The sequence below is a fragment of the Rhodococcus sp. DMU2021 genome, assembly GCF_019641445.1.
Taxonomy (GTDB): Bacteria; Actinomycetota; Actinomycetes; order Mycobacteriales; family Mycobacteriaceae; genus Rhodococcus; species Rhodococcus pyridinivorans.
In genome coordinates this window covers 1-23283 of the sequence record NZ_JAIFKB010000009.1, presented here as the reverse complement: position 1 = coordinate 23283, position 23283 = coordinate 1, and the positions used below count along the sequence as shown (strand labels likewise).

The 23283-nt window shown below is 67.5% G+C and carries 22 protein-coding genes; 10 read left to right on the top strand and 12 right to left on the bottom strand.

The features are described 5' to 3' along the window. Positions 1-2: 2 nt before the first annotated feature. The 3 genes from K3M35_RS13915 to K3M35_RS13905 form a co-directional block, all read right to left on the bottom strand. Complete coding sequence (locus K3M35_RS13915) at positions 3-1160, bottom strand: acyl-CoA dehydrogenase family protein (RefSeq protein ID WP_006553733.1); 1158 nt, start codon at positions 1158-1160, stop codon at positions 3-5. A gap of 40 nt (positions 1161-1200) precedes the next feature. After that, the gene (locus K3M35_RS13910) at positions 1201-2010 is read right to left on the bottom strand and encodes a crotonase/enoyl-CoA hydratase family protein (RefSeq protein ID WP_033096334.1); all 810 of its coding nucleotides are present in this window, start codon (positions 2008-2010) and stop codon (positions 1201-1203) included. Between the two features lie 113 nt (positions 2011-2123). Further along, on the bottom strand, positions 2124-3560 hold the full coding sequence (locus tag K3M35_RS13905) for an AarF/ABC1/UbiB kinase family protein (protein ID WP_051121662.1): 1437 nt from the start codon (positions 3558-3560) through the stop codon (positions 2124-2126). 186 nt (positions 3561-3746) lie between these two features. On the opposite strand from K3M35_RS13905, the gene K3M35_RS13900 reads away from it, so the two are divergent. Continuing rightward, the gene (locus K3M35_RS13900) at positions 3747-4766 is read left to right on the top strand and encodes a sigma-70 family RNA polymerase sigma factor (RefSeq protein WP_064060483.1); all 1020 of its coding nucleotides are present in this window, start codon (positions 3747-3749) and stop codon (positions 4764-4766) included. 9 nt (positions 4767-4775) lie between these two features. Here the strand turns inward: K3M35_RS13900 and K3M35_RS13895 are convergent, their stop codons facing one another. Both K3M35_RS13895 and K3M35_RS13890 read right to left on the bottom strand, forming a co-directional pair. After that, a complete protein-coding gene (locus tag K3M35_RS13895) occupies positions 4776-5234 on the bottom strand; it encodes a VOC family protein (protein ID WP_064060482.1) in 459 nt (152 codons plus the stop codon). Positions 5235-5352: 118 nt separating this feature from the next. Next, positions 5353-5886, bottom strand: a complete 534-nt coding sequence (locus K3M35_RS13890; RefSeq protein WP_039585044.1) for a hypothetical protein — start codon at positions 5884-5886, stop codon at positions 5353-5355. 116 nt (positions 5887-6002) lie between these two features. On the opposite strand from K3M35_RS13890, the gene K3M35_RS13885 reads away from it, so the two are divergent. From K3M35_RS13885 to K3M35_RS13870, 4 genes are all read left to right on the top strand, one after another. Further along, on the top strand, positions 6003-7205 hold the full coding sequence (locus tag K3M35_RS13885; protein ID WP_064060481.1) for a sensor histidine kinase: 1203 nt from the start codon (positions 6003-6005) through the stop codon (positions 7203-7205). Continuing rightward, on the top strand, positions 7202-7858 hold the full coding sequence (locus K3M35_RS13880) for a response regulator transcription factor (RefSeq protein WP_064060480.1): 657 nt from the start codon (positions 7202-7204) through the stop codon (positions 7856-7858). Before K3M35_RS13885 ends, K3M35_RS13880 begins: the two co-directional genes overlap by 4 nt. Before the next feature lie 53 nt (positions 7859-7911). Further along, positions 7912-8523: a DUF1707 domain-containing protein gene (locus K3M35_RS13875; RefSeq protein WP_217579454.1), complete on the top strand. Its 612-nt coding sequence runs from the start codon at positions 7912-7914 to the stop codon at positions 8521-8523. Positions 8524-8672: 149 nt separating this feature from the next. Further along, a complete protein-coding gene (locus K3M35_RS13870) occupies positions 8673-9596 on the top strand; it encodes a PaaI family thioesterase (RefSeq protein ID WP_019290818.1) in 924 nt (307 codons plus the stop codon). Between the two features lie 242 nt (positions 9597-9838). Here the strand turns inward: K3M35_RS13870 and K3M35_RS13865 are convergent, their stop codons facing one another. After that, the gene (locus tag K3M35_RS13865) at positions 9839-11044 is read right to left on the bottom strand and encodes a serine hydrolase domain-containing protein (RefSeq protein WP_217579453.1); all 1206 of its coding nucleotides are present in this window, start codon (positions 11042-11044) and stop codon (positions 9839-9841) included. Between the two features lie 112 nt (positions 11045-11156). On the opposite strand from K3M35_RS13865, the gene K3M35_RS13860 reads away from it, so the two are divergent. Further along, positions 11157-13127: a M13 family metallopeptidase gene (locus K3M35_RS13860; RefSeq protein WP_033096342.1), complete on the top strand. Its 1971-nt coding sequence runs from the start codon at positions 11157-11159 to the stop codon at positions 13125-13127. 99 nt (positions 13128-13226) lie between these two features. Here K3M35_RS13860 and K3M35_RS13855 read toward each other — a convergent pair whose 3' ends face one another. Both K3M35_RS13855 and K3M35_RS13850 read right to left on the bottom strand, forming a co-directional pair. Further along, a complete protein-coding gene (locus K3M35_RS13855; protein ID WP_220666618.1) occupies positions 13227-13949 on the bottom strand; it encodes a M23 family metallopeptidase in 723 nt (240 codons plus the stop codon). A gap of 360 nt (positions 13950-14309) precedes the next feature. Then, positions 14310-15644 (bottom strand): cytochrome P450, encoded by a 1335-nt coding sequence (locus K3M35_RS13850; RefSeq protein WP_217579451.1) that lies wholly within the window; start codon positions 15642-15644, stop codon positions 14310-14312. A gap of 733 nt (positions 15645-16377) precedes the next feature. Between K3M35_RS13850 and K3M35_RS13845 the strand changes: the two genes are divergently transcribed. The 3 genes from K3M35_RS13845 (at position 16378) to K3M35_RS13835 (ending at position 18907) form a co-directional block, all read left to right on the top strand. Continuing rightward, positions 16378-17670, top strand: a complete 1293-nt coding sequence (locus K3M35_RS13845) for a cytochrome P450 (protein WP_006553750.1) — start codon at positions 16378-16380, stop codon at positions 17668-17670. Next, on the top strand, positions 17667-17855 hold the full coding sequence (locus tag K3M35_RS13840; protein WP_006553751.1) for a ferredoxin: 189 nt from the start codon (positions 17667-17669) through the stop codon (positions 17853-17855). The genes K3M35_RS13845 and K3M35_RS13840 overlap by 4 nt, the downstream gene beginning before the upstream one ends. Positions 17856-18256: 401 nt before the next feature. After that, a complete protein-coding gene (locus K3M35_RS13835) occupies positions 18257-18907 on the top strand; it encodes a TetR/AcrR family transcriptional regulator (RefSeq protein ID WP_019290814.1) in 651 nt (216 codons plus the stop codon). A 28-nt stretch (positions 18908-18935) separates the two neighbouring features. Here the strand turns inward: K3M35_RS13835 and K3M35_RS13830 are convergent, their stop codons facing one another. Beyond that, positions 18936-20354, bottom strand: coding sequence for a DUF4038 domain-containing protein (locus K3M35_RS13830; RefSeq protein ID WP_220666562.1), 1419 nt, complete (start codon positions 20352-20354; stop codon positions 18936-18938). Between the two features lie 125 nt (positions 20355-20479). Further along, positions 20480-21361, bottom strand: coding sequence for a DMT family transporter (locus tag K3M35_RS13825; RefSeq protein WP_006553753.1), 882 nt, complete (start codon positions 21359-21361; stop codon positions 20480-20482). Positions 21362-21398: 37 nt separating this feature from the next. Between K3M35_RS13825 and K3M35_RS13820 the strand changes: the two genes are divergently transcribed. Beyond that, positions 21399-22802 carry a PLP-dependent aminotransferase family protein gene (locus tag K3M35_RS13820; RefSeq protein WP_006553754.1) on the top strand — a complete coding sequence of 468 codons (1404 nt, stop codon included), beginning with the start codon at positions 21399-21401 and terminating at the stop codon, positions 22800-22802. A gap of 13 nt (positions 22803-22815) precedes the next feature. On the opposite strand, the gene K3M35_RS13815 is transcribed toward K3M35_RS13820, so the two are convergent. Continuing rightward, on the bottom strand, positions 22816-23115 hold the full coding sequence (locus tag K3M35_RS13815; protein WP_006553755.1) for a WhiB family transcriptional regulator: 300 nt from the start codon (positions 23113-23115) through the stop codon (positions 22816-22818). Between the two features lie 3 nt (positions 23116-23118). Then, positions 23119-23283, bottom strand: a 165-nt coding sequence (locus tag K3M35_RS13810; RefSeq protein ID WP_220666617.1) for a hypothetical protein, incomplete at its 5' end; no start/stop codon positions are given.

The window sequence follows — 23283 nt, the reverse complement described above, 5'->3', positions numbered from 1 at the left end:
GCCTACAGCCCCAGATCCTTGGAGATGATCGTCTTCATGACCTCGCTGGTGCCACCGTAGATCCGGGTCACGCGGGTGTCGGCGTACAGCCGGGCGATCGGATACTCGGTGATGTAGCCGTAGCCGCCGTGCAGTTGCAGGCACTTGTCGATGACGCGACCGGAGACCTCGGTGCAGAACAGCTTCGCGCGGGCCGCATCGGCGACCGTCAGTTCCTTGCGGTCGAGCAGTTCGAGGCAGTGGTCGACGTAGACACGCGCGGCCTGGGTCTCGGCCGAGCACTCGGCGAGCACGAACTTGGTGTTCTGGAACGAGGCGACGGGCTTGCCGAAGACCTTGCGTTCCTTGGTGTATGCGATCGCGTGGGCGATGGCGGCCTCGGCGAAGCCGACCTGGTTCAGAGCGATGCTCAGACGCTCCTGCGGCAGGTTGTGAGTGAGGTAGCCGAAGCCCGCGCCTTCCTCACCGAGGAGGTTCTCGACCGGCACCTTCACGTCGGTGTACGAGAGCTCGGCGGTGTCCTGCTGGTGCAGGCCGATCTTGTCGAGCTTGCGGCCTACCGCGAAGCCCTCGGTGTCGGTGGGCACCGCGATGATCGACAGGCCGCCGCGGCGGTTCTCAGGATCGAACGGACTCGTACGGCAGACCGTGAGGATGAGGTCGGCGGTGACGCCGCCGGTGATGAAGGTCTTCGCGCCGTTGATGATGTAGTGCTTGCCGTCCTCGGACAGCTTCGCCGAGGTCGCGATGTTGGCGAGGTCGGAGCCGGTGCCGGGCTCGGTCATCGCGATCGCGGTCATGATCGAGCCGTCGGCGAAGCCGGGCAGCCAGCGCTGCTTCTGCTCCTCGGTCGCGTACTCGAGCAGGTAGGGCAGGATCAGGCAGGCGTGCACGGTGTAGGAGCCGAACGAGACTCCGGCGCGCGCAACCTCTTCGAAGACGATCGTGTTGAACTTGAAGCCGGACTCGCCCCCTCCGCCGAACTCCTCGGGGACCTGGATCCCCAGGATGCCGAGTTCGCCCAGCCGGCGGAAGAATTCGCGGGGCGGGCGACCCATCTCGTCCCATTCCTCGCGATGCGGCGCGACCTCACGTTCGATGAAGTCGCGCACCATCTTCCGGAACTGCTCGTGTTCTTCGGTGAAGATCGTCCGCTGCATGGCTTGTCCTCCGGGGTGTGGGGGCAAGGAGAGGAGAAGGTCAGTTGCCGGTGAAGTCGCCGGTGCGTCGTTCGAGGAACGCCGAGAGGGCTTCACGGTGGTCCTCGGTGTGGTGCGAGAGCGCCTGGAAGGAGGCCGACAGTTCGAGGAGCGTGTCGAGATCGACGCGCTGACCCTCGCGCAGCAACTTCTTCGTCATGCGCAGTGCGCTCGGGGGGTTGACGGCGACGCGGGCGGCGAGCGCATTCGCGGCGTCGAGGAGCTGCTCGGGTTCGACGACCTGCGAGACCATGCCCCAGTCGAATGCCGTCGCGGCGTCGACGCGGTCGCCGGTGAAGGCCATCTCGGCGGCGCGCGCCGCACCGACCGCGCGCGGAAGCAGCCAGGCGCCGCCGTCGCCGGGGATGATGCCGAGCTTGACGAAGCTCTCCGCGAAGAACGCCTTCGACGAGGCGATCCGCATGTCGCACATCATCGCGAGGTCGCAGCCGGCGCCTACGGCCGGTCCGTTGACCGCGGCGATGATCGGGACCTCGCAGTGGTAGATGGCGCGGGGCAGGCGCTGGATGCCGTAACGGTAGCCCTCGCGCAGGGCGTGGGGGCTGCCGCCGAACATGCCGCGACGTTCGTCCATGTCCTTGACGTTGCCGCCGGCGGAGAAGGCCGATCCGGCGCCGGTGAGAATGACGACGCGGGTGTCGATGTCGCGGTTTGCCTCCTCGGCGAGCTCGACGAGGCGATCGATGACGTCGTCACCCGAGATCGGGTTGCGCGCCTCCGGAAGGTTGATCGTCCAGGTCACGACGTTTCCGTCGCGCGTGCTCAGTACGACGTCCTGCGAAGTTGCCATTGCGGTCGCGGTCCTTCCGGTAGCCAGTGTGTGGCTCGCACCATAATTTGGTCGAACGATCGTTCAAATTACGGGGCCGGTCGGATCCTGTAAAGACCGAACGGGCTCGTGGCTCAGTCGGGCAGGCTCACGTTCGACTCGGCGATTCTTATGGCTACCTCGTCCGGGAAGATGTTCCGGAAGACGAAGGGATCGCGGCCGAGCACCCAGCCCGGCGCCAGCGCGGTCGCGTAGCGCTCGAAATATCCGAGCTGCTTCCCGAACAACACGAGCTCCTCGGGCGTCGACGTGTTCCACTTGCGGCCGAGCGAGACGAGCGCACCGATCAGTTCGCTGAGCCGCAACTCCCCCACGTCCTGACCGAGCAGCGGACCGAAGATCTCGGCAACCTGCCGGCCGACCGCCGCGTCGTCGACGTCGAGGTCGGCGGCGACACCGAGCGCCCGCACACTCTGCGCGACCGCCGTGAAGTCCCCGTCGAGCAGGGCCGCGCGGAACAACGCCCGCAGCAGCGCGCGCCACTTCTCGGGCAGTTCGCCGACGATGCCGAAGTCGAGCAGCGCGACACGTCCGTCGTCGAGCAGCCAGAGATTGCCCGCGTGCACGTCGCCGTGGAACGGGCCGTGACAGAGCACCGCCTCCATCCACACCTTCACTCCGCGGCGCACGAGCAGGGAGGTGTCGAGATCGTCCTGGCCCGGCACCACCCGGTCGACGGGCTTGCCCTGCAGGCGCTCCATGCAGATCACCCGCGGACCGCACCACTGCCAGTACACCTCGGGCACCGTGACGTAGACGTTGTCGCCGAACGCGGAGATGTTGCGGCGGAAACGATCCTGACGATCCGCTTCGACCGCCGCGTTGAGCTCGGTCATCGTCGCGTTGTAGAGATCGCGGATGATCCCCGGAGTGTTCGCGATACGGAAGAACTCGAAGAGCTGCAGCAGCTTCGCGCCCATGTAGGCGGCGCGCAGATCGACGAGCATGCGGTGCGCGATCCCCGGTCGCTGCACCTTCACCACGGCCCGTCGGCCGTCGCGCAGCACGCACCCGTGCACCTGGGCCACGGACGCCGCGGCGAGCGGCACATCGTCGAACGACTCGAACATCTCGTCGATGCGGTGTCCGAGATCCTCCTCGATCACCGCGCGGGCCTGCTCGGAAGGGAAGGTCGGCACGTCGTCGAGCATGCGCAGGCACGCGTCGGCGAGGGCCGCGGGGAACAGTCCGGGTGACGACGCGATGAGCTGGCCCAGCTTCACGAAGGTCGGCCCGAGATGTTCGAAGGCGTCGACGGTGCCGTGCGCGGCCGCTTCGACGACGCTGTGCTGCCGGGGCCGGACGGTCCACCGCAACACCGCCCACACCACGAAGGCGATCAGGACGGCGGCGACGACCACGGCCCGTCCGAGCTCGGCCGGCCCGAACCGGTCGAGCGGAGGCCGCTCGACGTCCAGTGCCCCGGGTGGAAGGACGTCGGCGAAGGGGCCGACGGGCCCGTTGCGCTCGGGCCTGCTGTGACCCCGCGCTCCGGATACGCCTTCGCGCAGCGTGTACTCGTGCACGACCTGTCCCCACTCCGTCCACCACGCGCTCACCTCGGCGCGACTTCGTGCACGGTACCTGTATCCGGCCCCCCGATCGAGACCCGGCGATCATCTGTCTTCTGTCGGTGCCCCCGACTACTCTCTGACGGGTAGCGGATTCGGGTCCGACCAGCCGGGGGTATCGCGCTCATGACCGAACAACTGCTCGAAGAATCTGCCGGTTCGACATCGACGTCGACCGATTTCATGGAACTCGCCGAGCCGTTCCGTCGCGAATTGCTCGCCCACTGTTATCGCATGAGCGGGTCGCTGCACGATGCGGAAGACCTGGTCCAGGAGACCTACCTGCGCGCCTGGCGCGGTTACGAGAACTTCGGCGGCCGCTCCTCACTGCGCACGTGGCTGCACCGGATCGCCACCAACGTGTGCCTGACGGCGCTCGAAGGCCGCAGTCGCCGGCCGTTGCCCACCGGGCTCGGCGCGCCCAGCTCCGATCCCACCGACGATCTGGTCACCCGCCCCGAGGTGCCGTGGCTCGAGCCGTTCCCCGTGGGGTACGCCACCGACGATCCGTCGGATCCCGCCACCATCGCTGCCTCCCGCGATTCCGTCCGCCTCGCCTTCGTCGCGGCCCTGCAGCATCTCTCCGCTCGTCAGCGCGCGGTCCTGCTGCTCCGCGAGGTCCTGCAGTGGCGCGCCACCGAGGTCGCAGCCGCGCTCGACACGTCGACGGCGGCGGTCAACAGCCTTCTGCAACGGGCACGTGCGCAGCTGAAGGACGCCCAGGTCCGCGACGACGACCTCGCCGAACCCGACAGCGCCGAGACCAAGGCGTTGCTGCAGCGCTGGGTCGACGGCTTCGAGAAGTACGACATCGATTCGCTCGTCGAGATGCTCACCCAGGACGCCGTCTGGGAGATGCCGCCCTTCGAGGGCTGGTACCAGGGCCCCGACGCGATCGTCACCCTCATCAAGCACCAGTGCCCCGCGAAGGGCCCCGGCGACCAGGTGCTGCTTCCCACCGTGGCCAACGGCCAGCCGGCATTCGGGCTGTACATGCGAGGGGAGGACGACCGCCACCACCCTTTCCAACTGCAGGTGCTCGACATCGTCGACGGTAGGGTCGCGCACGCCACCGTCTTCTTCTCCGACGACACCGCCGGGTTGTTCGCCAGGTTCGGGCTGCCGGAGGACCCGGCAGCCCGCTGACGTCGAAGGTCACGCCTCGGCAGGCGCAGCTTCCGTAGCATCGGCCTGCTGAGCGGCGGCCATGTCCATCCACATGACCTCCCAGACGTGGTTGTCGAGGTCGCGGAACGCCCGCTGGTACGCGTAGTCCCCCATCTCCTCCTGCGCCTTCTGCGCGCCGGTCGTCACCCATTCGCTGCCACCGGCCGCGATCGCGCCGTCGACGAGCGCGTCGACACCGTCGCGACTGTCGGCCGACACGCACATCAGCACCTCACGGGCCTTCGTGGTGTCGCAGATGTCGTCGTTGGTGAACATCCGGAACATCTGCTTCTCGAGCAGCATCACGTAGGTCTGGTCGTTGATCTTCAGGCAGGCGGCGTTCTCGTCGCAGAACGACTCGTCGAACGTGAATCCGAGCGTGTCGAAGAATGCGCGGGTGGCGGTGATGTTCTCGACGGCGAGATTGACGAACAGCATGCGCGACATGGTTTCTCCTGTGGTCGGCCCGTCCTGTGCGGGACGCGGTGCGGGTGTCACCGATACAGACCGGCCGCCCCGTGAGAACTCATCGCGCACCCCGAGATTTCTCGGCGCGGTGTGGTCGTCACTGCTTGCCGAGCACCCAGACCGGGCCCGTGATCAGCCAGATCACCGTGATCGTGGCGAGGGTGGGGAAGATTCCGTACAGCGCCGAGGCCTGTTCGCCGTTCGCGACGGTCGACCCGAGCCCGAGCACGGCTGCCGCACTGATCCCGGCCGCGAGCAGCCATCGCCCGAAGTCCACACATTCCTTGCGGAAGGCCTCCGGGCCCTCCTTCGGAGCGCGTTCCGGTTTCGGACCACCCGCGAGGTGATAGGCGAACCGCCGGTCGGCCCACCGGACGACGCTCGGCCCGAAGGCGACACTCGCACCGAGATAGATACCCGCGGCGCGGTGGACCCAGCCGACCTCCGCCCCGTTGTGCAGATCCACCGCGACGGCCGCGAGCAGAACGACGTCGATCAGCGGGATCAGGGCGAGCAGCACCGTGCCCGTCCTCCGGAGCCGGAGCAGATACCGGCACACGAGGCCGGCCGCGAGCACGACCCAGAACGCGATCTCGCACCCGACGATGAAAGCGGCGATGTGGCTGAACATGACCTCAGAATCGCGCGCACATCCCCCCGCGCGCGTCGCCCGATGGGCGGCAAATGCCTCATCACTTCGGGTGACGCCGACCCTGATCCTCCCCCGGTTGTGGTCGAATCGTTGCCGTGGACAACCGTGAATCCGAGATTCGAGTGGGATTCGTGAACCCGCGCTACAACTCCCTGCTCGTCGCCCTCGCGTACTTCGCGGGTGGCTCGCTGTTGTACGCCCTGGATCTCGGTGTGCTCGTCGAGGACCGGCCGCCGCAGCCGCTGTGGGTGTGGCTGGTTCTGCTCGCGTGCGTGTGTGCACCGATGACGATGCGCCGCACGCGACCGCTTCTCGCACTCCTGCTGGGCACGGTTCCGGTACTGGTCGACCTCGTCGTCGGCCCTTCGCTGCCGGTCTGGATCGCATACGGCGACCTGCTGTACGCCGCAACGCTCTTCGGCTCGGCGCGCACCAGCCGCTTCCTCGAACGCGCCCCGTTGGTCCCGATCGTCGTCGGCGCCGTCGCGCTCGGTGTGTACTTCGGAGAACTGCGCATCGCCGTATGGGCCGTGTCGATCGCCGCGCTCGTGATCGTCGTCCCGATCTGGTGGGCCCGATCCGTCCGCACACATCGGGACGCCGCCGAGATCGAACGGGCACGCGCCGAGGCTCTCTCGCGGGTCGCGGAACTGGACCGTCGCGCCGCCATCACCACCGAGCGGCAGCGTCTGGCCCGCGACCTGCACGATGTCGTGGCTGGGCACCTGTCGTCGATCGCGATCCAGAGCGAGGCCGCGCTCCGCCTCCGCGATTCCGATCCCGACCGAGCGCTGACCGTGCTCGAGTCCGTGCGCTCCGGCAGCGTGGCCGCCCTGCAGGAGATGCAGTCGATGGTGCGTCTGCTGCGCAGCGACGACACCGACGAGATCACCACCGCGGGTCGCCTCGCCGACCTCGAACCGCTCACCGCCTCCGCACGCGCCGCCGGCACCTCCGTCCGGATCGACGGTCGTCCACCCGCAGACCTCGACGCGGAGGTCGATCTCACGGCCTACCGCATCGTCCAGGAGACCCTGACGAACGCGGTCAAGCATGCACCCGGACGGCCGGTGACCCTTCGTTTCGACGACGCCGACGGCCGCCTCGGGATCGAGGTGGTGAACCCGATCGGCGACCCGGACACCCCGGACCCGTCACCGGCCCGCGGCGCCGGGCACGGCCTGCGCAACATCGCCGAACGCGCCGCCGCGGTGGGCGGGCACGCCCGCTCCGGTCGCGACGGGAACGAATGGAGGACATACGTGCAACTGCCGATCGCGAACAGGAGTACGACGTGACGATCAGGGTGTTGCTCGCCGACGACCACAGCGCCATCCGCGCGGGCCTGCGGCTCCTGCTCCACACGAGCGAGGACATCGAGGTGGTGGGCGAAGCCGCCGACGGTGCCGTCGCGGTGTCGCAGACGCGCGCCCTCGCCCCGGATGTCGTCCTCATGGACATCCGCATGCCGCACGTCGACGGGATCGCCGCGACCCGCACCATCACCGAGGAGACGAGTGCCCAGGTGCTGGTGCTGACGAGTTTCGAGATCGACGAGTACGTCTTCGAGAGTCTTCGGGCCGGAGCGGCCGGATACCTCCTCAAGACCGCCTCCGCGGATGCCATGCTCGACGCGATCCGGGCGGTGCACTCCGGGGAGTCCGTGCTCTCACCGCAGATCACGCGAACCGTCATCGACGCGTTCGTCTCGAAATCGACTCGGCGGGAGGATGTTCCGGACGGTCCGGATATCGACGCCCTCACCGCACGCGAACAGGAGGTCTTCGCGTGCCTGGGCGAGGGATTGTCCAACCGCCAGATCGCCACCCGCCTCGGCATCGGTGAGAACACGGCGAAGACACACGTCGCCCGGGTGCTCCACAAACTCGGGCTGCAATCGCGGATCCAGGCGGCCATCCTCGCCCGGGACATGCCCGACCATCAGCTCTAGGATCGGGGATGCACCAGGATTCGACAACCGACTCCGAAAGCGCGGGAAAAACAATGACCGGCACTTCCGATCACGACGACCTGCTGCTCAGCGACGCCGAACGCATGCACGCGTTGAACGCACTCGGCGAACACTACGCCGCGGGCCGGCTCGACAGCGCCGAGTTCTACGAACGATCCGGAGAGATATCTTCGGCGCGAACGTTTTCGGCGTTGCTCCCCTCCTTCCGGGGGCTACCCGGCGGTGTTCCCCTCGAACAGGTCGACGGTCACATCCGGATGACCCACGACTCCTCCGCACCGGCGGTCAGCCACGACAGCTCCTCTGCGACGGCACCCCAGTCCCCGGAGGACGAACTGGCCTCGCTCCGCGAACGGGGCAGCATGGTCGAGACGCTGGACTGGATCATCATCGGCGTCACGCTCGTGACCTTCCTCGTCCTGCAGATCGCTCTCGACTGGAGCTACGCGTGGATCGTGTGGCCGTCGCTGATCGTCACGCTCAGCGTTCCGCGGTTGATCCTGAAGTACAGCGACGACGACGAGAAGGTCTACGAAGAGCTCAAGAAGTCGGAGGCCGCCGAACGGAAGAAGCGGCTCGAGGAGGCGTCGAAGCGGATCCGGGAACTCGAGGGTCGTCGCGGTCCGGAGACGCCACGGGGCTGAAGCGACCGACAGTCACGGAGCTGAAGCGACCGACAGTCACGGAGCTGAGCCGAGGGGTGACCGCAGAGCGGGGTCGACCGGTGATCGCGGACCGGGACGAACCACTCCCCGATTGCTCTTTATTGCGCTGTTCCTGGTAGAAGCAAGGAATGGCAATCGAGACCGCACAGTTCACCGTCGATCGTCCGGGTCGTTTCATGGGCGTCGGCATCGAGGTCGCCGACGACGCGTCGGTCTCGGTCACCCAGTCCGTCGGATCGCACCTGTTCGACCACCGCGGGCAGACCACGCTCGCCTCCATCGGCGTCTTCACCGACGTCGCCGCGGGCGCACCCGCCGGTATCGCGCGATTCGCGGAGACCGGTGAGCGACCGCAGAGCGTGCTGTCGCACGTGACGGCGACGCTCGCCCACCCCTTCCCCGCCTCGGGGGCCCTCGTCGGTCACGGCAGCAGCCTGTTCTTCGACGAGTCCACCGCCGTGTCGGGCACCGACGTGCGCGACGAGCAGGGTGCTCTCGTCGCGCACCTGGTCGGCCGCTCCATCGTCGTCGGGCGCACGCCGATGGAACTCGGCGCCGAGGCGTCGGAGGCCGTGCCGGAGCGGGACGAGCCGGAACCGTGGTCCGATGTGGCGATCCTGGCCGAACTGCCCGGCCTCGACATCGTCACGGGCATCTCCACCGGGACTCTTCCGCGCGGACCGCTCGCCGGGCTGCTCGGACTCGAGGTGACAGCCGCCGAGCGCGGCGTCGTGCAGGCCCGGCTGTCGCCGCGCGAGTGGATGGCCAACGTGATCGGTTCGGTGCAGGGCGGTGTGCTCGTGTCGATGGCGGAGGCCGTCACCGGCCTGGCCGCACAGACGCTGACCGGCATCGATCAGGACTATCGCGTGCTGGAGATCGGCCTCGACTACCTCCGCTCGCCCGCCGTCCCCGGGCCGGTCATCGAACTGCGATCCGAAGCGGTGCGGGCCGGACGGCGACTCGCGTCCTTCGAGACGACGCTGTGCGCCGCCGACGGCACCGTCTACGTGCGCGCACACGCCAACGTCCAGCTGTTCCCCCGCGCGTAACGGATTCGCAGGAATCTCCCAGCTCTCTCGCACCGTGCCTCGAGCGTCCGGACGCACGATGGTCGGAACGAGGACGCACGGAGGAGAGATCATGAACGAGGACGGTCGAGCCGTACACCGAGCACAGCGGCCGCGACACTCGCAACGACACCGACTCGATCCCCGACCCGACGGGGACGACGGTCACCGCACGTGAGGGTGACCGGGTCCTCGCCGCGGTCAACGTGGGTGTCGACGTCTGATCACGCTGCTCTGCGCGCGGCCGTCACCGCCGCGGCGCCGAGCCTCGGGAACCGGCCGTCGGAGATCGTGGTGAAGGTGTTGCCCATGCGGTTGGTGACGAACGCGACCGACAGTCCGGTCTCCGGGTCGGCGAACGCTCCCGAGCCGCCGAAGCCGTAGTGGCCAACCGACCGCAGCGGCTGCTGCCTCAGGGCGACCCATCCGGGGTGGTAACCCAGCCGCCAGTTGGGCCGGATGCCGAGGACGTAGTCGCGTTGCCGGGTCTGCACTTCGAGCAACTGGCCGACGGTGTCCTCCTTCAACAGGCGGGCACCGTCGATCGCTCCGCCGTTCGCGATCGCCGCGTACATGCGGGCCAGGGCCCGAGCGGTGAACACACCGTTCCATCCCGGCATGACGGCGTCGTGCGCGGACGGACTGCGCATCAACTCGTCGAAGCCCTCCGCCATGCCTGCCTCGGCTAGACCCCGCACGCCCGGCGCGTGCGACAGCACCACCGACGCCGTCGTCCACGGTGCCGGCAGGAAGTTGACCTTGGGGAACACCCGGGCGATGCGGTGCCGTTGGTCCTCGGGCACGTGGTACCAGAACTCGTCCGTGCCGAGCGGCTCGGCGATCTCGGTGCGCACGAGTTCCTGGAAGGACACCCCGGTCACGCGCGATGCGATCTCGGCGACGAGGTTGCCGTAGGTGACGGCGTGATAACCCGGCCCGTGGAAACGTCGTGGATCGGGTGGGGAGGCGGCGAGCGCGGCGGCCACCGCCTCTGAATCGAGCAGTCCTTCCCTGCCGGGCACGAGACCGCGGGACCTGTGCAGTCCGGCGCGATGCGACATGAGCTGTCGCAGGGTGATCGTCTCCTTGCCGGCCGCGGCGAACTCCGGCCAGTACTCGGCCACGGCTGCGTCGTAGTCGAGCAGGCCACGCTCGGCGAGGCGGTGCACCACCGTGCTGGCCACCCCCTTGCCGGTGGAGAACGACAGCACCACAGTGTCGCGGGTCCACCGCTTGTCGCGCGCGGCCCAGCCCGCCCAGATGTCGAGGACGGGTTCGCCGTGCAGGTAGCAGGCGAGAGCGCCGCCGCCCTGGCTCGGCTTGTAGAACATCCGGAAGAAGAGATCCGCGACAGGCATGAAGCGCGGATCGACCAGCATCTGTGTGGACGGGGTCGCCACGGGCGGCTCCGTCGTGGAACCTTCGGTCATGAGGGCGATGGTAGGAGTATGTAAACGCTCCCGAGGGTGTTCTCCCACTTCCGCGGCGGTCCGGTCCGCAGGGTGACTGCACGACCTGTCCTTCCGGTGTAAGGATGGGAGCATGACCCTCGCGCAGAACTCGGAGATTCGCTCCGGCATCGATCTCGGACACGTCGACGAACGGGTCCGCCCCCAGGACGACCTCTTCGAACACGTGAACGGCCGATGGCTCGCCGAACACGAGATCCCCGCCGACCGCGCGCTCGACGGAGCCTTCCGCACGCTCGCCGACAAGGCCGAGGTCGACGTGCGGACCATCATCGAAGAGGCCGCGGCGTCCGGCGCCGAGCCGGGCACCGACGCCCAGAAGATCGGCGACCTGTACACCTCGTTCATGGACACCGCGACGATCGAGGCAGCCGGTCTCGATCCGATCCGCGGGGAACTCCGGGCGGTCTCCGGCGCTGCCGACCGCGCCGCGCTCGCGGCAGTACTGGGCGGGTTGCAGCGCGCCGGCGTGACGGGTGCGCTCGCACACTACGTCGACACCGATTCGAAGAACTCCGAGCGGTACCTGATGCACGTTTCGCAGGGCGGGCTCGGGCTGCCCGACGAGTCGTACTACCGCGAGGACCGCTACGCCGAGATCCGTGACCAGTACACCGCCCACATCGGCCGGATGTTCGCCCTCGCCGACCTGCCCTACGACGCGGCGAAGGTGGTCGCGCTCGAGACGAGGCTGGCCGCTGGGCACTGGGACGTCGTCAAGCGTCGCGACGCCGACCTGAGTTACAACCTGCTCACCCTCGACTCGCTGCGCACCGATCTTCCGCAGTTCGACTGGACGGGATGGATCACCGCGACCGGCGCGACCACCGAACAGTGGGCCGAGATCGTCGTTCGTCAGCCGAGCTTCCTCGAGACGTTCGCGACGTTGTGGGCCGACGAGGACCTCGACGACTGGAAGGCCTGGGCGGTGTGGCGGGTGCTGCGCGCGCGGGCTCCGTACCTGTCCGAGGCGTTCGTCGACGAGAACTTCGCGTTCTACGGCCGCACGCTCACCGGTACGCAGGAGATCCGCGACCGCTGGAAGCGCGGCGTGTCGCTCGTGCAGGACCTGCTCGGCGAGGCCGTCGGCAAGCTCTACGTCGAACGGCACTTCCCCGCCGAGGCGAAGACGCGCATGCAGGTGCTCGTCGACAATCTCACCGAGGCGTACCGGCAGTCCATCACCGACCTCGAATGGATGAGCCCGGCCACGCGCGAGGCCGCGCTGCGCAAGCTCGAGAAGTTCACCCCCAAGGTCGGCTATCCCGACACCTGGCGCGACTACTCCGCTGTGACGATCACCCCGGACGACGTGGTGGGCAACTACCGCAGCGGGTACGCCGCGGAATACGACCGCGATCTCGGCAAGCTCGGTGGTCCGGTCGATCGCGGCGAGTGGTTCATGACCCCGCAGACGGTCAACGCCTACTACAACCCGGGGATGAACGAGATCGTCTTCCCCGCCGCGATTCTCCAGCCCCCGTTCTTCGACCTGCATGCCGACGACGCCGCGAACTACGGCGGTATCGGCGCGGTCATCGGGCACGAGATCGGCCACGGATTCGACGATCAGGGCGCGAAGTACGACGGCGACGGCAATCTGGAGAACTGGTGGACCGATTCGGACCGCGAGGAGTTCGGTAAGCGCACCGCGGCCCTCATCGCGCAGTACGACGAGTTCGAGCCGAAGGCCCTTCCCGGACAGCGTGTCAACGGCAGCTTCACGATCGGCGAGAACATCGGTGATCTCGGTGGCCTGTCGATCGCGTTGAAGGCCTACGAGATCGCGCTCGACGGCAAGCCCGCGCCGGTCATCGACGGCCTGACCGGCCTGCAGCGCGTGTTCTTCGGATGGGCGCAGGTGTGGCGTACGAAGGTTCGCGACGAAGAGGCGTCACGACGCCTCGCCGTCGACCCGCACTCGCCGCCGGAGTTCCGCTGCAACGGCGTGATCCGCAACATCGACGCTTTCTACGACGCGTTCGGCGTCGACGAGGGCGACAGGCTGTATCTCGATCCTTCGGAGCGCGTGCGCATCTGGTAACTCCACGCACGACACTGCCCCGACGCGGACAGCGTCGGGGCAGTGGTCGTTTCGGGGGCGTTCGTTTCGGGGGCCGTGCTCGGGCTGTCGCCTACCGGATCAGCCGAGGTGCGAGCTCGGCACCGGAACGCCGCGCGCGTGGAACCACGGGATGGGGTCGACCTTGGCGCCGCCCGGCTGCCACACCTCGTAGTGCAGGTGCGGGCCGGTGGACTGGCCGCGGTTGCCCATCGTGGCGATCTGCTCACCGGCGCGGACGTGCTGGCCGACCGAGACGAAGGACTGATCGATGTGGCCGTAGACACCGGTCGTGCCGTCGTCCTGCGCGATGCGCACCCACAGGCCGAAGCCCGAGGCCGGACCGGATTCGATCACGACGCCGTCGGTGACGGAGAGGATGGGCGTGCCGATCGAGTTGGCGACGTCGATACCGTTGTGGTTGGTCCCCCAGCGCGGACCGTAGCCCGAGGTCAGCGTTCCTGCAGCGGGGAAGGCGAGCGCGGGGCGACGCGCGGCCTCCTCACGAGCGGCCTGCTCGGCGGCCTCGCGGGCGATCCGCTCGGCCTCGGCACGCTGTGCTGCCTCCTGGGCAGCGATCGCCTCGGCGACACGCTGTGCTTCCCTCTCGGCGGCGCGGTTCAGCTTCTCGGTGTAGTGCGATGCGTCGACACCGGCGACCTTCAGCACCTGCGGTGCGGTCGAGAGGTTCTCCCCGGCGCCCGTCCATGCGGTGGCGGACTCGACGCGGACCCGGTCGCCTGCGGCGTTCGCGACCGTCGTTCCGCCGACGGTGACGGCGCTCGCGAGGACCGCGACTGCCATCCACCTGCCGGCGCGGGTTGCGCGCCGTCGCAGATCGGTAGCTTCTCGGGTGTGGGTGGATTCAGGATTTCGGATCACAGCAGTTTCCTCTGGGACAGGCCCTCGGTAACGAAAGGGTCACGATTCCATCACAGAGTACTTCGACCTTTGACGAACTCAGCGTGTCGCCTTGACTCCAAACCGACCGGTATCGGACAAAAAGCGCCCGATTTGCCCTACTCGATTCACATCGACACCATCGACCTCACGCGTTGGTCGCAAAACCGGGGTGAACCGTGAGTGACGTCACGCCATCGGATAACGGGGAAACGATCTCCGAGGGGGTATCGAGGCGGTATTGCGGCCCCAGCCGAGAGAGCCCTACCGCACCGCGAAACGCAGACCGAAATTGTCGAACGTCGCGGGCAGCGGACGCGCCGGATCCGGCTTCATATCCGACACCACGGTGAACTCGGCGAACCGGAGCAGAGTCGCAAGGAAGGTGCTCGCCGCGAACAGCACGATGCTGCGCCCGGGGCACACCGTCGGTCCGGCGCTGAACGGCACGAGCGCGGGATAGCGCTCGGCGCGGCCGTCGAGCCAGATCTCGGGTTCGAAGGTGTCGGCGAACGGCAGGTCGTCGGAGCGGTGGAAGGCCGAGGACAGGATCACGAAGCCCGTACCGGCGGGAATCGTGGAGGTACCACCCGCACCGTCGCTCCACGTGGTCTCTTCCACGGAGTCCCGGAGGATCACCGGAGTGGTCGGCCACAGCCGGGTCGTGTCCAGCACGCAGGCCCGCAGGTACTCGTAGACCTGCGGTGTCCCGGCTTCGGTTCCTGACAATTCCGACTCGACGCGCAGACGCTGCTCGGAATGGGTCGACAACACCGCCAGGGTTCGGGCGCTGACCATGCCTGCGGCGTCGAACGCGAACAACCAGTGCGGCATCTGCCCGATCGGGTCGACGGACGCCGGCGCTGCGAGGTCCCGGACCACCCCGGCCAGACTCTGGGACGGAGCCGCCGTGACATGACGGTGCAGGTTCTGGGTGAACCGATCGCGCAGGCGGTGCCGGAGCGGATGCGCGAACGACCAGTTCCCGTTCGAGCGCAGCGTCCACAACTGGTCGGTGATGCTCTCGTCGTCGCGGGCGGCGTCGCCGAACGCGAGTCGCCGAACGAGGCGCCACCAGGTCTTCACGAAATCAGGAGCGTCGAGTTCACCGCGCGACCTCGCATGCTCGAGCAGATCCTGCGCCTCCTGCTCGATCACGGGAACCCATTCGGCCGCGAGACGGTGCAGGGCGTGTTCCGGTTCGAGGACCGACTCGTTGAACGCGCGTCGCTGGGCGCGGATGTTCCCTCGGGAGATGAGCACACCGTTGGGCTGGAACGGGCTGAGTGCGGCCACCTTCTCCTTGTTGGCCGCAGTGAACGATGCCGTGTCGGTGCGCAGGATCCGGTCCACATCCTCGGGCGTCAGGACGATCGCGAGGGTGCGGCCGGGGATCGGCACGACCACCGGTCCGTCACCGTGCCGCTTCCGTAGATCGGCGACCAGGCGGACCACGCCGGCATCGGATTGGTTCTTCTCGAGCAGCTTCATCGCCCAACGCCGACGAGCGATCGGTCCCACCGCCACGAACGGCACGGCCACCTGCCCGAGGAGCCGAGCGGCGTCGGTGGGCGAAACGGTCGCGGTCGTTGCAGGCACAGGTGCTCCCGGCGTCGGAGGGGCAGGACTTGTGAAGGCTTCCCGTCGGGAGCACATCCAAACGTCCGTCCGGACCCGCAGAGGGAGATCACCGCAACCCCGGAACGAGCAGGCTTGCACGGTCCGCGGACAGAAGCACGCCTTCGGACGGCATGCAACTGTCTTCAAGGCGCGCAAACGGTCGGCGCTGCAGTGACAACTACCCGTCCCGATTTCCCCTGCGCCCTATTTTCCGCGCGCCTGCTTGCCGCGAGAGCACCTTGTCGGCCGCTTCCCAGTGCGCATCGAACAGATCGCCACGACCGTCGGAAAACCCTGCGACGGTGTGGAAGTGATCATCGCCGGCGACAGCGAGGTGCTAATCCGCGGATACAACGTGATGCAAAGGTCGTCGCGTCGCTCTTCCTCCCGTCGACTCCACCGACCCATCGTCGGCGTGAAGTCACCCATCGGACATTCCGACGACGAACACATCCCGTGCCCGTACCCGAACTTTCCGAGGCTCGAGTACGGGCATGTTGTCGCTTCTGCGGTTACACATATTTCAAGATCGAACACAGCACATCGATCGTCGTCACGTTATCCATCACAAGTCCGAAATGCACGAAAGATCCTCTCGCGCCCAACTTTCGAACCCGTGGTTGGATGTGCGGTCGAGATACGGACTCGAGCGCGCGACGCCGCGTGGCGAAGCCGAACTCCATCACAGCCACCGCCTGCCCCGGGAGGAACCATGACCGACATCGAGACGAAGAACTTCTTCACCGATCCGGAACTCGTCGAGGACCCGTACCCCTACTACGACGCCCTGCGCGAGGGATGCCCGGTCACGCGCGAACCCCACCACAACGTCATGATGGTCACCGGCTACGAAGAGGCGATCCAGGTCCTGAGCGACGAGCAGACCTTTTCGTCGTGTATCTCGGTGACCGGTCCGTTCTCCGGCCTTCCGGCCTGCCCCGAGAGCGACGACATCACCGACTTCATCGAGGAGCACCGCCCCTCGCTGCCGATGAACGACCAGCTCCCCACCATGGATCCCCCGCAGCACACCGACCATCGCGGCCTGCTGATGCGGCTCATCACGCCCAAGCGACTCAAGGAGAACGAGGCCTTCATCGAGCGCATCGCCGACCGCCTCCTCGACGATCTGCTCGCCCGAGGCGAGGGCGACTACATCACCGGCTTCGCCGCTCCGTTCGCGATGCTCGTCATCGCCGACCTGCTGGGCGTGCCGGAGAGTGACCATCAAGAATTCATCGAGGGCCTGAAGATCCAAGTGGAGAAAGGCTTCTCGCTCGGCAGCACCGAGGGTGAGACGCTGAAGCTCAACCCACTCGAGTTCCTGTACAAGAAGTTCGGCCAGTACATCGAGGACCGCCGCGCGAACCCCACCGACGACGTGCTGACGGGCCTCGCCACCGCAACCTTCCCCGACGGCACCCTGCCGCCCGTCGACGACGTCCTGCGTATCGCCGCGAACGTGTTCTCCGCCGGCCAGGAGACCACCGTGCGTCTGCTGAGTTCCGCGTTGCGGATCATCGCCGAGCAGCCCGAACTCCAGAAGACCCTGCGCAGCGAGCCCGATCGCATCCCGAACTTCATCGAGGAGACGCTGCGTTTCGAGAGCCCGATCAAGGGCGACTTCCGGCTCGCGAAGACCCCCACCACCGTCGGCGGGGTCGACGTCTCGGCCGGCACGATCATGATGCTGGTCAACGGCGCCGCCAACCGCGACCCGCGCCAGTTCTCCGACCCGAACGAGTTCGACATCGATCGCCGCAACGCACGCACCCACATCGCGTTCGGTCGCGGCGTGCACTCGTGTCCTGGCGCCCCGCTCGCCCGAACCGAAGGACGCGTGGGCATCGCGCGCCTGCTCGAGCGCACCAGCGAGATCCGGATCTCCGAGAAAGTGCACGGCCCCGAGGACGACCGGAAGTTCGGTTACCTGCCGACCTTCATCCTGCGCGGCCTGCTCGCCCTGCACCTCGAGTACACGCCGGCGGAAGGTGAGTCGAAGTGAAGGTCGTCGTCGACGACGACGCCTGCCGCGGACACGGCGTCTGCCTCGCGGCCTGCCCGGAGGTCTTCGACCTGAGCGACGGCGGATACGCCGTCACCCTGATGTCCGAGGTCCCGGCCGAACACCAGGACTCCGTGCGGGAGGCCGCAGGGGGTTGCCCCGAAAGGGCGATCCGGCTCGACTGAGATCAGAGCGCGCCGTTCTTCGACGGGTCCGGCGTCCGGCCTTCCATTCTCCAGCAGAGAATCCACCTCCCGAGCCTCTTGCGGGGAATGACCCGTCTACGGGGGCCGGGTGCGCTCCGATCCCCGCGTTGGTTGTCAGGATGTCTCACGGCCATCCTGACAACCAGCGAATTGCCGCAGCGGATGGCGAGAACGGCAGCGGATTCCGTCCCGGGTGCGCATTCCGACTTGCCTCTTTCCGGCCCCGAATCAGCCGTATCGGGATGAGAACAAGGTTTCTTTTTCTGATAGCAACAGTCTCGAGTCGGGGCGGAAAGCGGAAGGACGGCCCCGCGTTGCCTCCCTACCCTCCGGTACAGTGTCCCCATGTCCACTCCACGCGACACAGGGCGATCCGGGCAGTGACGGGCGCCAGCGAAGAGCCGGCCTGGAAGCAGCGCGCGGTGGAGCGTTCCATCCGGACCGCGAAGCTGCGCGCCGAGCAGCGCGTTCAGCGCTTTCTCGACGCCGCACAGGCGATCATCGCGGAAAAGGGCAGCACCGACTTCACGGTTCAGGAAGTTGTCGACCGGTCGAAGCAGTCGCTTCGCAGCTTCTACCTACAATTCGACGGTAAGCACGAGCTGTTGCTGGCACTCTTCGAGGATGCTCTGAGCCGCTCTGCCGATCAGATCCGTGCCGCTGCCGCCGACGAGAAGGATCCTCTCGATCAGCTGCGCGTCGCAGTGGAACTGCTGTTCGAGTCGTCCCGACCCGATCCGGCGGCCCCGCGCCCCCTGTTCACCGACCTCGCGCCGCAGCTGGTGCTCACCCATCCTGCCGAGGTGAAGGTCGCACACGCACCGATGCTCACGCTGTTCACGGAGCTGATGGAGAAGGTCGATGCCGAGGGCAGCCTTCGCGAGGGAACGAACGCGAAGCGAATGGCCGCCATGACAATGCAGACCGTGATGTCCATTGCCCAGTCGAGCGGTGGCGACGACACCACGACCCTTCTCATCTCGGCCGACGAGGTATGGAGTTTCTGCTCGCAGGGATTCGCCGCCCGCTGACGAGAGCAGCATTCTCGAACAGCAAAGTTCATCCCTCTCGCTCGGTGATCACGAGAAGCCAATCCCCGTCTCCATCCGTGTTCGGCCCCGGTATAGGGATGTCGCCGTTCTCGTCGGAAGTCGCCGGCTGCCGAGGCCCGGTCGCGTCGGCGGGGTCGACCCACTCGAGGGTCGCCTCCTCCGGTACCAACGCAGGATCGAGCCGGATCGTGCGCTGCGTCGGAAGGTAGACGACGGCGAGTGAACCGTCGGGTGTCCGGGCAGCGGTGACGTACTCGTCGTCGAGAACGTCGATCATCTCGTCACTCGTCCACGGGGTGCCGCGACCGGCGACGACGAGCGGTTCGTCGATATCCGGCACGAGCTCCCACCACGGCCACGACTGCCACAGTTCACGTATCGCTCGCAGCTGTGCGACAGCGGGAGTATCCAGACGGGTTTCCCACCCGTCCGGGAACTCCCAGTCGTCGGAACCCCGGAACTCGCCGGGCGAACCGGAGGTCAGTGCCCACAACGCCTGACGTCGGAGTGTCTCGTCGATGGTCGGTGCCGTGTCCTCCTGGTTGTTCTCACCTTCGTAGTTGCCCTCCGAGAACAGTGCGGGTCGCGGGTCGCGGGTTCCGTCGGCACGCTCGTAGGCCTGCAGGACGGCCTGATAGGTGGGCGCGTAGGTGTAGACGAAGTTCCAGTCCACGACCGGTTCCCAGAACGGGTGATCCGTGGACAGCAGCTTGTCCCACCCCAGTTGGATCGTGAACGGTGCGTCGGAGCCGGCATCACGGATCCCGTCGAGCATCGCGTGCAGCACGAGATCCGACTCGGCACCGGCCGCGAGATCCTCCGCCTCCGGTGAGTAGTCCCCGCCGGTCATCCAGACGATGTTCGGGAATTCCGCGTACCGCTGCGCGAACCGCCGTCCGTACTCGAAGGCCTGTTCCGGCGTGGTCGACGCAAAGACGTGGGTGAGGTTCCACCCGTCCATCGGATACAGGAATACCGTGTTCCCGTGGCGGCACGCGATCCGGAGGTAGTCGTCGACACGCGACCAGTACACCTCGTTCCACTGCGTGATGTCGCCGTCGACGAACGGTTCGATGCCGTCGAAGGTGGCGCCTTCGTAGCTCGGGCCGCCGTTCACCGGCACGACGATCGCCGACATGATCGAGGCATTGAACCCGTTGATCTCGCGGTCGGTGAAATACAACTCGGCCTGCTCGGGCGACCAGTCGGCCATCCCCGACCACGGCGAGTCGCCGCGGACGAGGACGGGATCACCGTATTGATCCTCGAAATGGCGGCCATCGGCGCCGACGGACGAGACGAAGCGGTGGTCGGCGGCATCGCAGTCCGCTTCGACCGCCGGGACGTTCGTCCGCTGTTCCTGCTCTCCCGCGTTCGAACAGGCCGCGACCAGCAGCAACACCATCACAAGGACTGCCTGTTTCATCGTCACCCCACCGCGCCCGTGGTACGTCCAGGCTACGGAGGAGATCGTGGCTCCGAGCGAAAACACGGAACCCGTCGTCGGCGACAACCCGCGCTGGGGACTTCTTCCTCGACAAGGACCGACGTTCAATTCCGACGGACGCGGACGGCGGTGCCGGCGCACAGCACGACGACGGCACCGCCCGCAAACACTGCCCATGTCAATGGTTCTCCCAGCAGCCAGGCGGCCCAGCCGACCGTCATGATCGGCTGGGTCAGTTGCACCTGCCCGACCCGAGCCATCGGCCCGATGGCCAGACCTCGGTACCACGCGAAGAACCCGAGGAACATGCTGACGATGCCGAGGTACGCGAACGACGCCCAGTGCGTCACCCCACCCTGCGGCGGTCCGTCGGCGAGCGAGACCAGGGTGAGTGTCACCATCAACGGTGACCCCAGCACCAGTGCCCACGAGATCGTCTGCCACGCACCGATCTCCCGCGCCAGCAGCCCGCCTTCTGCGTAACCGACGGCGGCGGCGACCACCGCGCCGAGCAACAGCAGATCGGCTCGACCGAATCCCGCGGCACCTCCGCCACGCAGGCCCGCGAAGGCCATGACGGCGACCGTCCCCGCACCCGCCGCGACCCAGAACGGGGTGGGCGGCCGTTCGTGGGCCCGCAACACCGCGACCACCGCGGTCGCAGCCGGAAGGATCGCGATGACGATCGCGCTGTGGTTCGCCGGTGCCATGGTCAGGGCGTACGAGGTGAGCATGGGGAATCCGATCACCACCCCACCTGTGACGACGGCGATCCTGCGCCACTGATGCGTGTTCGGGAGTCGTTGCCCCGTGAGCGCGAGCGCCAGAGCGGCGAGAACCGCCGCGACGACCGCGCGGCCGGCGGCGACGAACAGCGGTGACATCGCCCCGTTCTCGACGGCGATGCGGGTGAGCGGCACGGTCAGGGAGAAGCCTGCGACGCCGAGCAGACCCCAGGCGAGCCCGCGAGGATCGGACGATAGCACTGGCCTGCCGGACACGATAGCGCTACTCTTCAATCTCATGTCGAACAGTAGCAGTTCCCAGCTCGTCGCGGAACTGACCCGGTGGATCGCCACCGCAGCACCCGGCGCCCGGTTGCCGTCGACGAGATCGCTCGTCGCGCAGTACGGCGTCAGCCCCGTCACGGTGCAGAAAGCATTGAAGACACTCCAGACCCGGGGTCTCGTGGAGAGTCGCACCGGTGTGGGAACCTTCGTCCGCCGGATCCGCACGTCGAACACGATCGATCACAGCTGGCAGACGGAAGCGCTCGGAACGGCTCCCTCGTTGCCTCGCGCCTCCGCCGCCCTGCGCACCGTGTCCAACGATGTGGTCTCGCTCCACTCCGGCTATCCCGACCGCACGCTGCTTCCCGAACGCCTTGTCCGCGGAGCATATTCACGCGCAGCCCGCAGCGATGCCGCCGTAGGACGGACACCTGCTGCAGGACTTCCCGAACTGCAGGAGTGGTTCGCCGCGGAGCTGTCGGAAGCGACGAACGCGCGCACGGCCCCGCCGTCCGCGGGCGACGTGATCATCACCCCCGGCAGTCAGAGCGGGCTCGGGTCGATCTTCCGCGCACTCGTCGGCGCCGGTAATCCCCTCATCGTGGAGTCACCGACCTATTGGGGTGCAATCCTCGCGGCCACGAAGGCCGGCGTGCAGCTCGTACCGGTTTCCAGCGGACCCAACGGGCCCGATCCCGACGAATTGGCCCGCGCCTTCGATCGGACCCGGGCCCGCGCCTTCTACGCACAACCGAACTTCGCGAATCCCACCGGGGCGCAATGGCCGTCGTCGACCGGCGAGCGGGTCCTCGACGTCGTGCGCGATGCGGGAGCGTTCGTCATCGAGGACGACTGGGCCCACGACTTCGGGATCTCGGCCTCGTCCGTTCCGCTGTTCGCCCGCGACGATTCGGGCCACGTCGTCTATGTCCGCTCCCTGACCAAGAGTGTCGCGCCGTCGGTGCGGGTCGCGGCGATCGTCGCGCGTGGACCGGCTCGCGAACGCATCCTCGCCGACGTGCAGGCCGAATCCGTCTATGTGAGCGGCGTTCTCCAGACGGTCGCGCTCGACGTCGTCACCCAGCCGGCATGGCAGACCCATCTGCGGGCGGTGCGGCGCGAGCTCGAATCGCGCCGCAACCTTCTCGTGAGCGAACTTCGTGAGCTCGCACCGGATGTGGCTGTCGACGGGCTACCGTCCGGTGGGCTCAACCTGTGGGGCAGGCTCCCGGACGACGTCGACGCCGAGGCCGTCGCGCACGAGTGCGAGGCCGCCGGGGTGCTCGTCGCGGCAGGTGACGAGTGGTTCCCGGCGGAGCCCACCGGTCAGTACCTCCGGCTCAACTACGCAGGACCGAATCCGGCGGCCTTCCGGGAGGCCGCGCGGGTCATCGGGAAAGTCGTCTCCGGCGGGTGAGGGCGAGCGGACGTCACCGGCTCGTGCGGCGCCGGCGGGCCTTCCTCACCCGGGTGCGTTCGTCCTCTGTGAGCCCACCCCAGATCCCGTAGCGTTCACCGGAATCGAGGGCGTACTGCAGGCACTTCTCCCGCACCGGACAACGAGCGCAGACCTTCTTGGCCGAAGCCATCCGGTTCTCCCTCGCGTCGCCCCGCTCGTTGTCCGGGTGGAAGAACAACGATCCGTCTGCGTCGCGACAAGCCGCGTCCATCTGCCAATCCCATTCCTCGGTAACGGGAGGCGGCAGATAGAGCAACTTCAGCGCGGGCATGTCCTACCTCCCTCCGTTGCGCAGGGTGCGGTAGACCTCGATCAGGTGATCGGTGGACGCGTCGCCGGTCTCGGGGATCTCGTCGCCGGCGAGCACCGTCTGCAGGGCGGTGGCCTGGGTCTTGCCGAGTTCGACGCCCCACTGGTCGAACGAGTCGATCCCCCACAC

Excerpts from the sequence above, each read along its gene's own strand:
- K3M35_RS13915 (WP_006553733.1), bottom strand. The coding sequence starts at position 1,160 with ATGCAGCGGACGATCTTCACCGAAGAACACGAGCAGTTCCGGAAGATG.
- K3M35_RS13910 (WP_033096334.1), bottom strand. The coding sequence starts at position 2,010 with ATGGCAACTTCGCAGGACGTCGTACTGAGCACGCGCGACGGAAACGTC.
- K3M35_RS13900 (WP_064060483.1), top strand. The coding sequence starts at position 3,747 with ATGACCGAACAACTGCTCGAAGAATCTGCCGGTTCGACATCGACGTCG.
- K3M35_RS13895 (WP_064060482.1), bottom strand. The coding sequence starts at position 5,234 with ATGTCGCGCATGCTGTTCGTCAATCTCGCCGTCGAGAACATCACCGCC.
- K3M35_RS13890 (WP_039585044.1), bottom strand. The coding sequence starts at position 5,886 with ATGTTCAGCCACATCGCCGCTTTCATCGTCGGGTGCGAGATCGCGTTC.
- K3M35_RS13875 (WP_217579454.1), top strand. The coding sequence starts at position 7,912 with ATGACCGGCACTTCCGATCACGACGACCTGCTGCTCAGCGACGCCGAA.
- K3M35_RS13870 (WP_019290818.1), top strand. The coding sequence starts at position 8,673 with ATGGCAATCGAGACCGCACAGTTCACCGTCGATCGTCCGGGTCGTTTC.
- K3M35_RS13865 (WP_217579453.1), bottom strand. The coding sequence starts at position 11,044 with ATGACCGAAGGTTCCACGACGGAGCCGCCCGTGGCGACCCCGTCCACA.
- K3M35_RS13860 (WP_033096342.1), top strand. The coding sequence starts at position 11,157 with ATGACCCTCGCGCAGAACTCGGAGATTCGCTCCGGCATCGATCTCGGA.
- K3M35_RS13855 (WP_220666618.1), bottom strand. The coding sequence starts at position 13,949 with ATGGCAGTCGCGGTCCTCGCGAGCGCCGTCACCGTCGGCGGAACGACG.
- K3M35_RS13845 (WP_006553750.1), top strand. The coding sequence starts at position 16,378 with ATGACCGACATCGAGACGAAGAACTTCTTCACCGATCCGGAACTCGTC.
- K3M35_RS13830 (WP_220666562.1), bottom strand. The coding sequence starts at position 20,354 with ATGAAACAGGCAGTCCTTGTGATGGTGTTGCTGCTGGTCGCGGCCTGT.
- K3M35_RS13820 (WP_006553754.1), top strand. The coding sequence starts at position 21,399 with ATGTCGAACAGTAGCAGTTCCCAGCTCGTCGCGGAACTGACCCGGTGG.
- K3M35_RS13815 (WP_006553755.1), bottom strand. The coding sequence starts at position 23,115 with ATGCCCGCGCTGAAGTTGCTCTATCTGCCGCCTCCCGTTACCGAGGAA.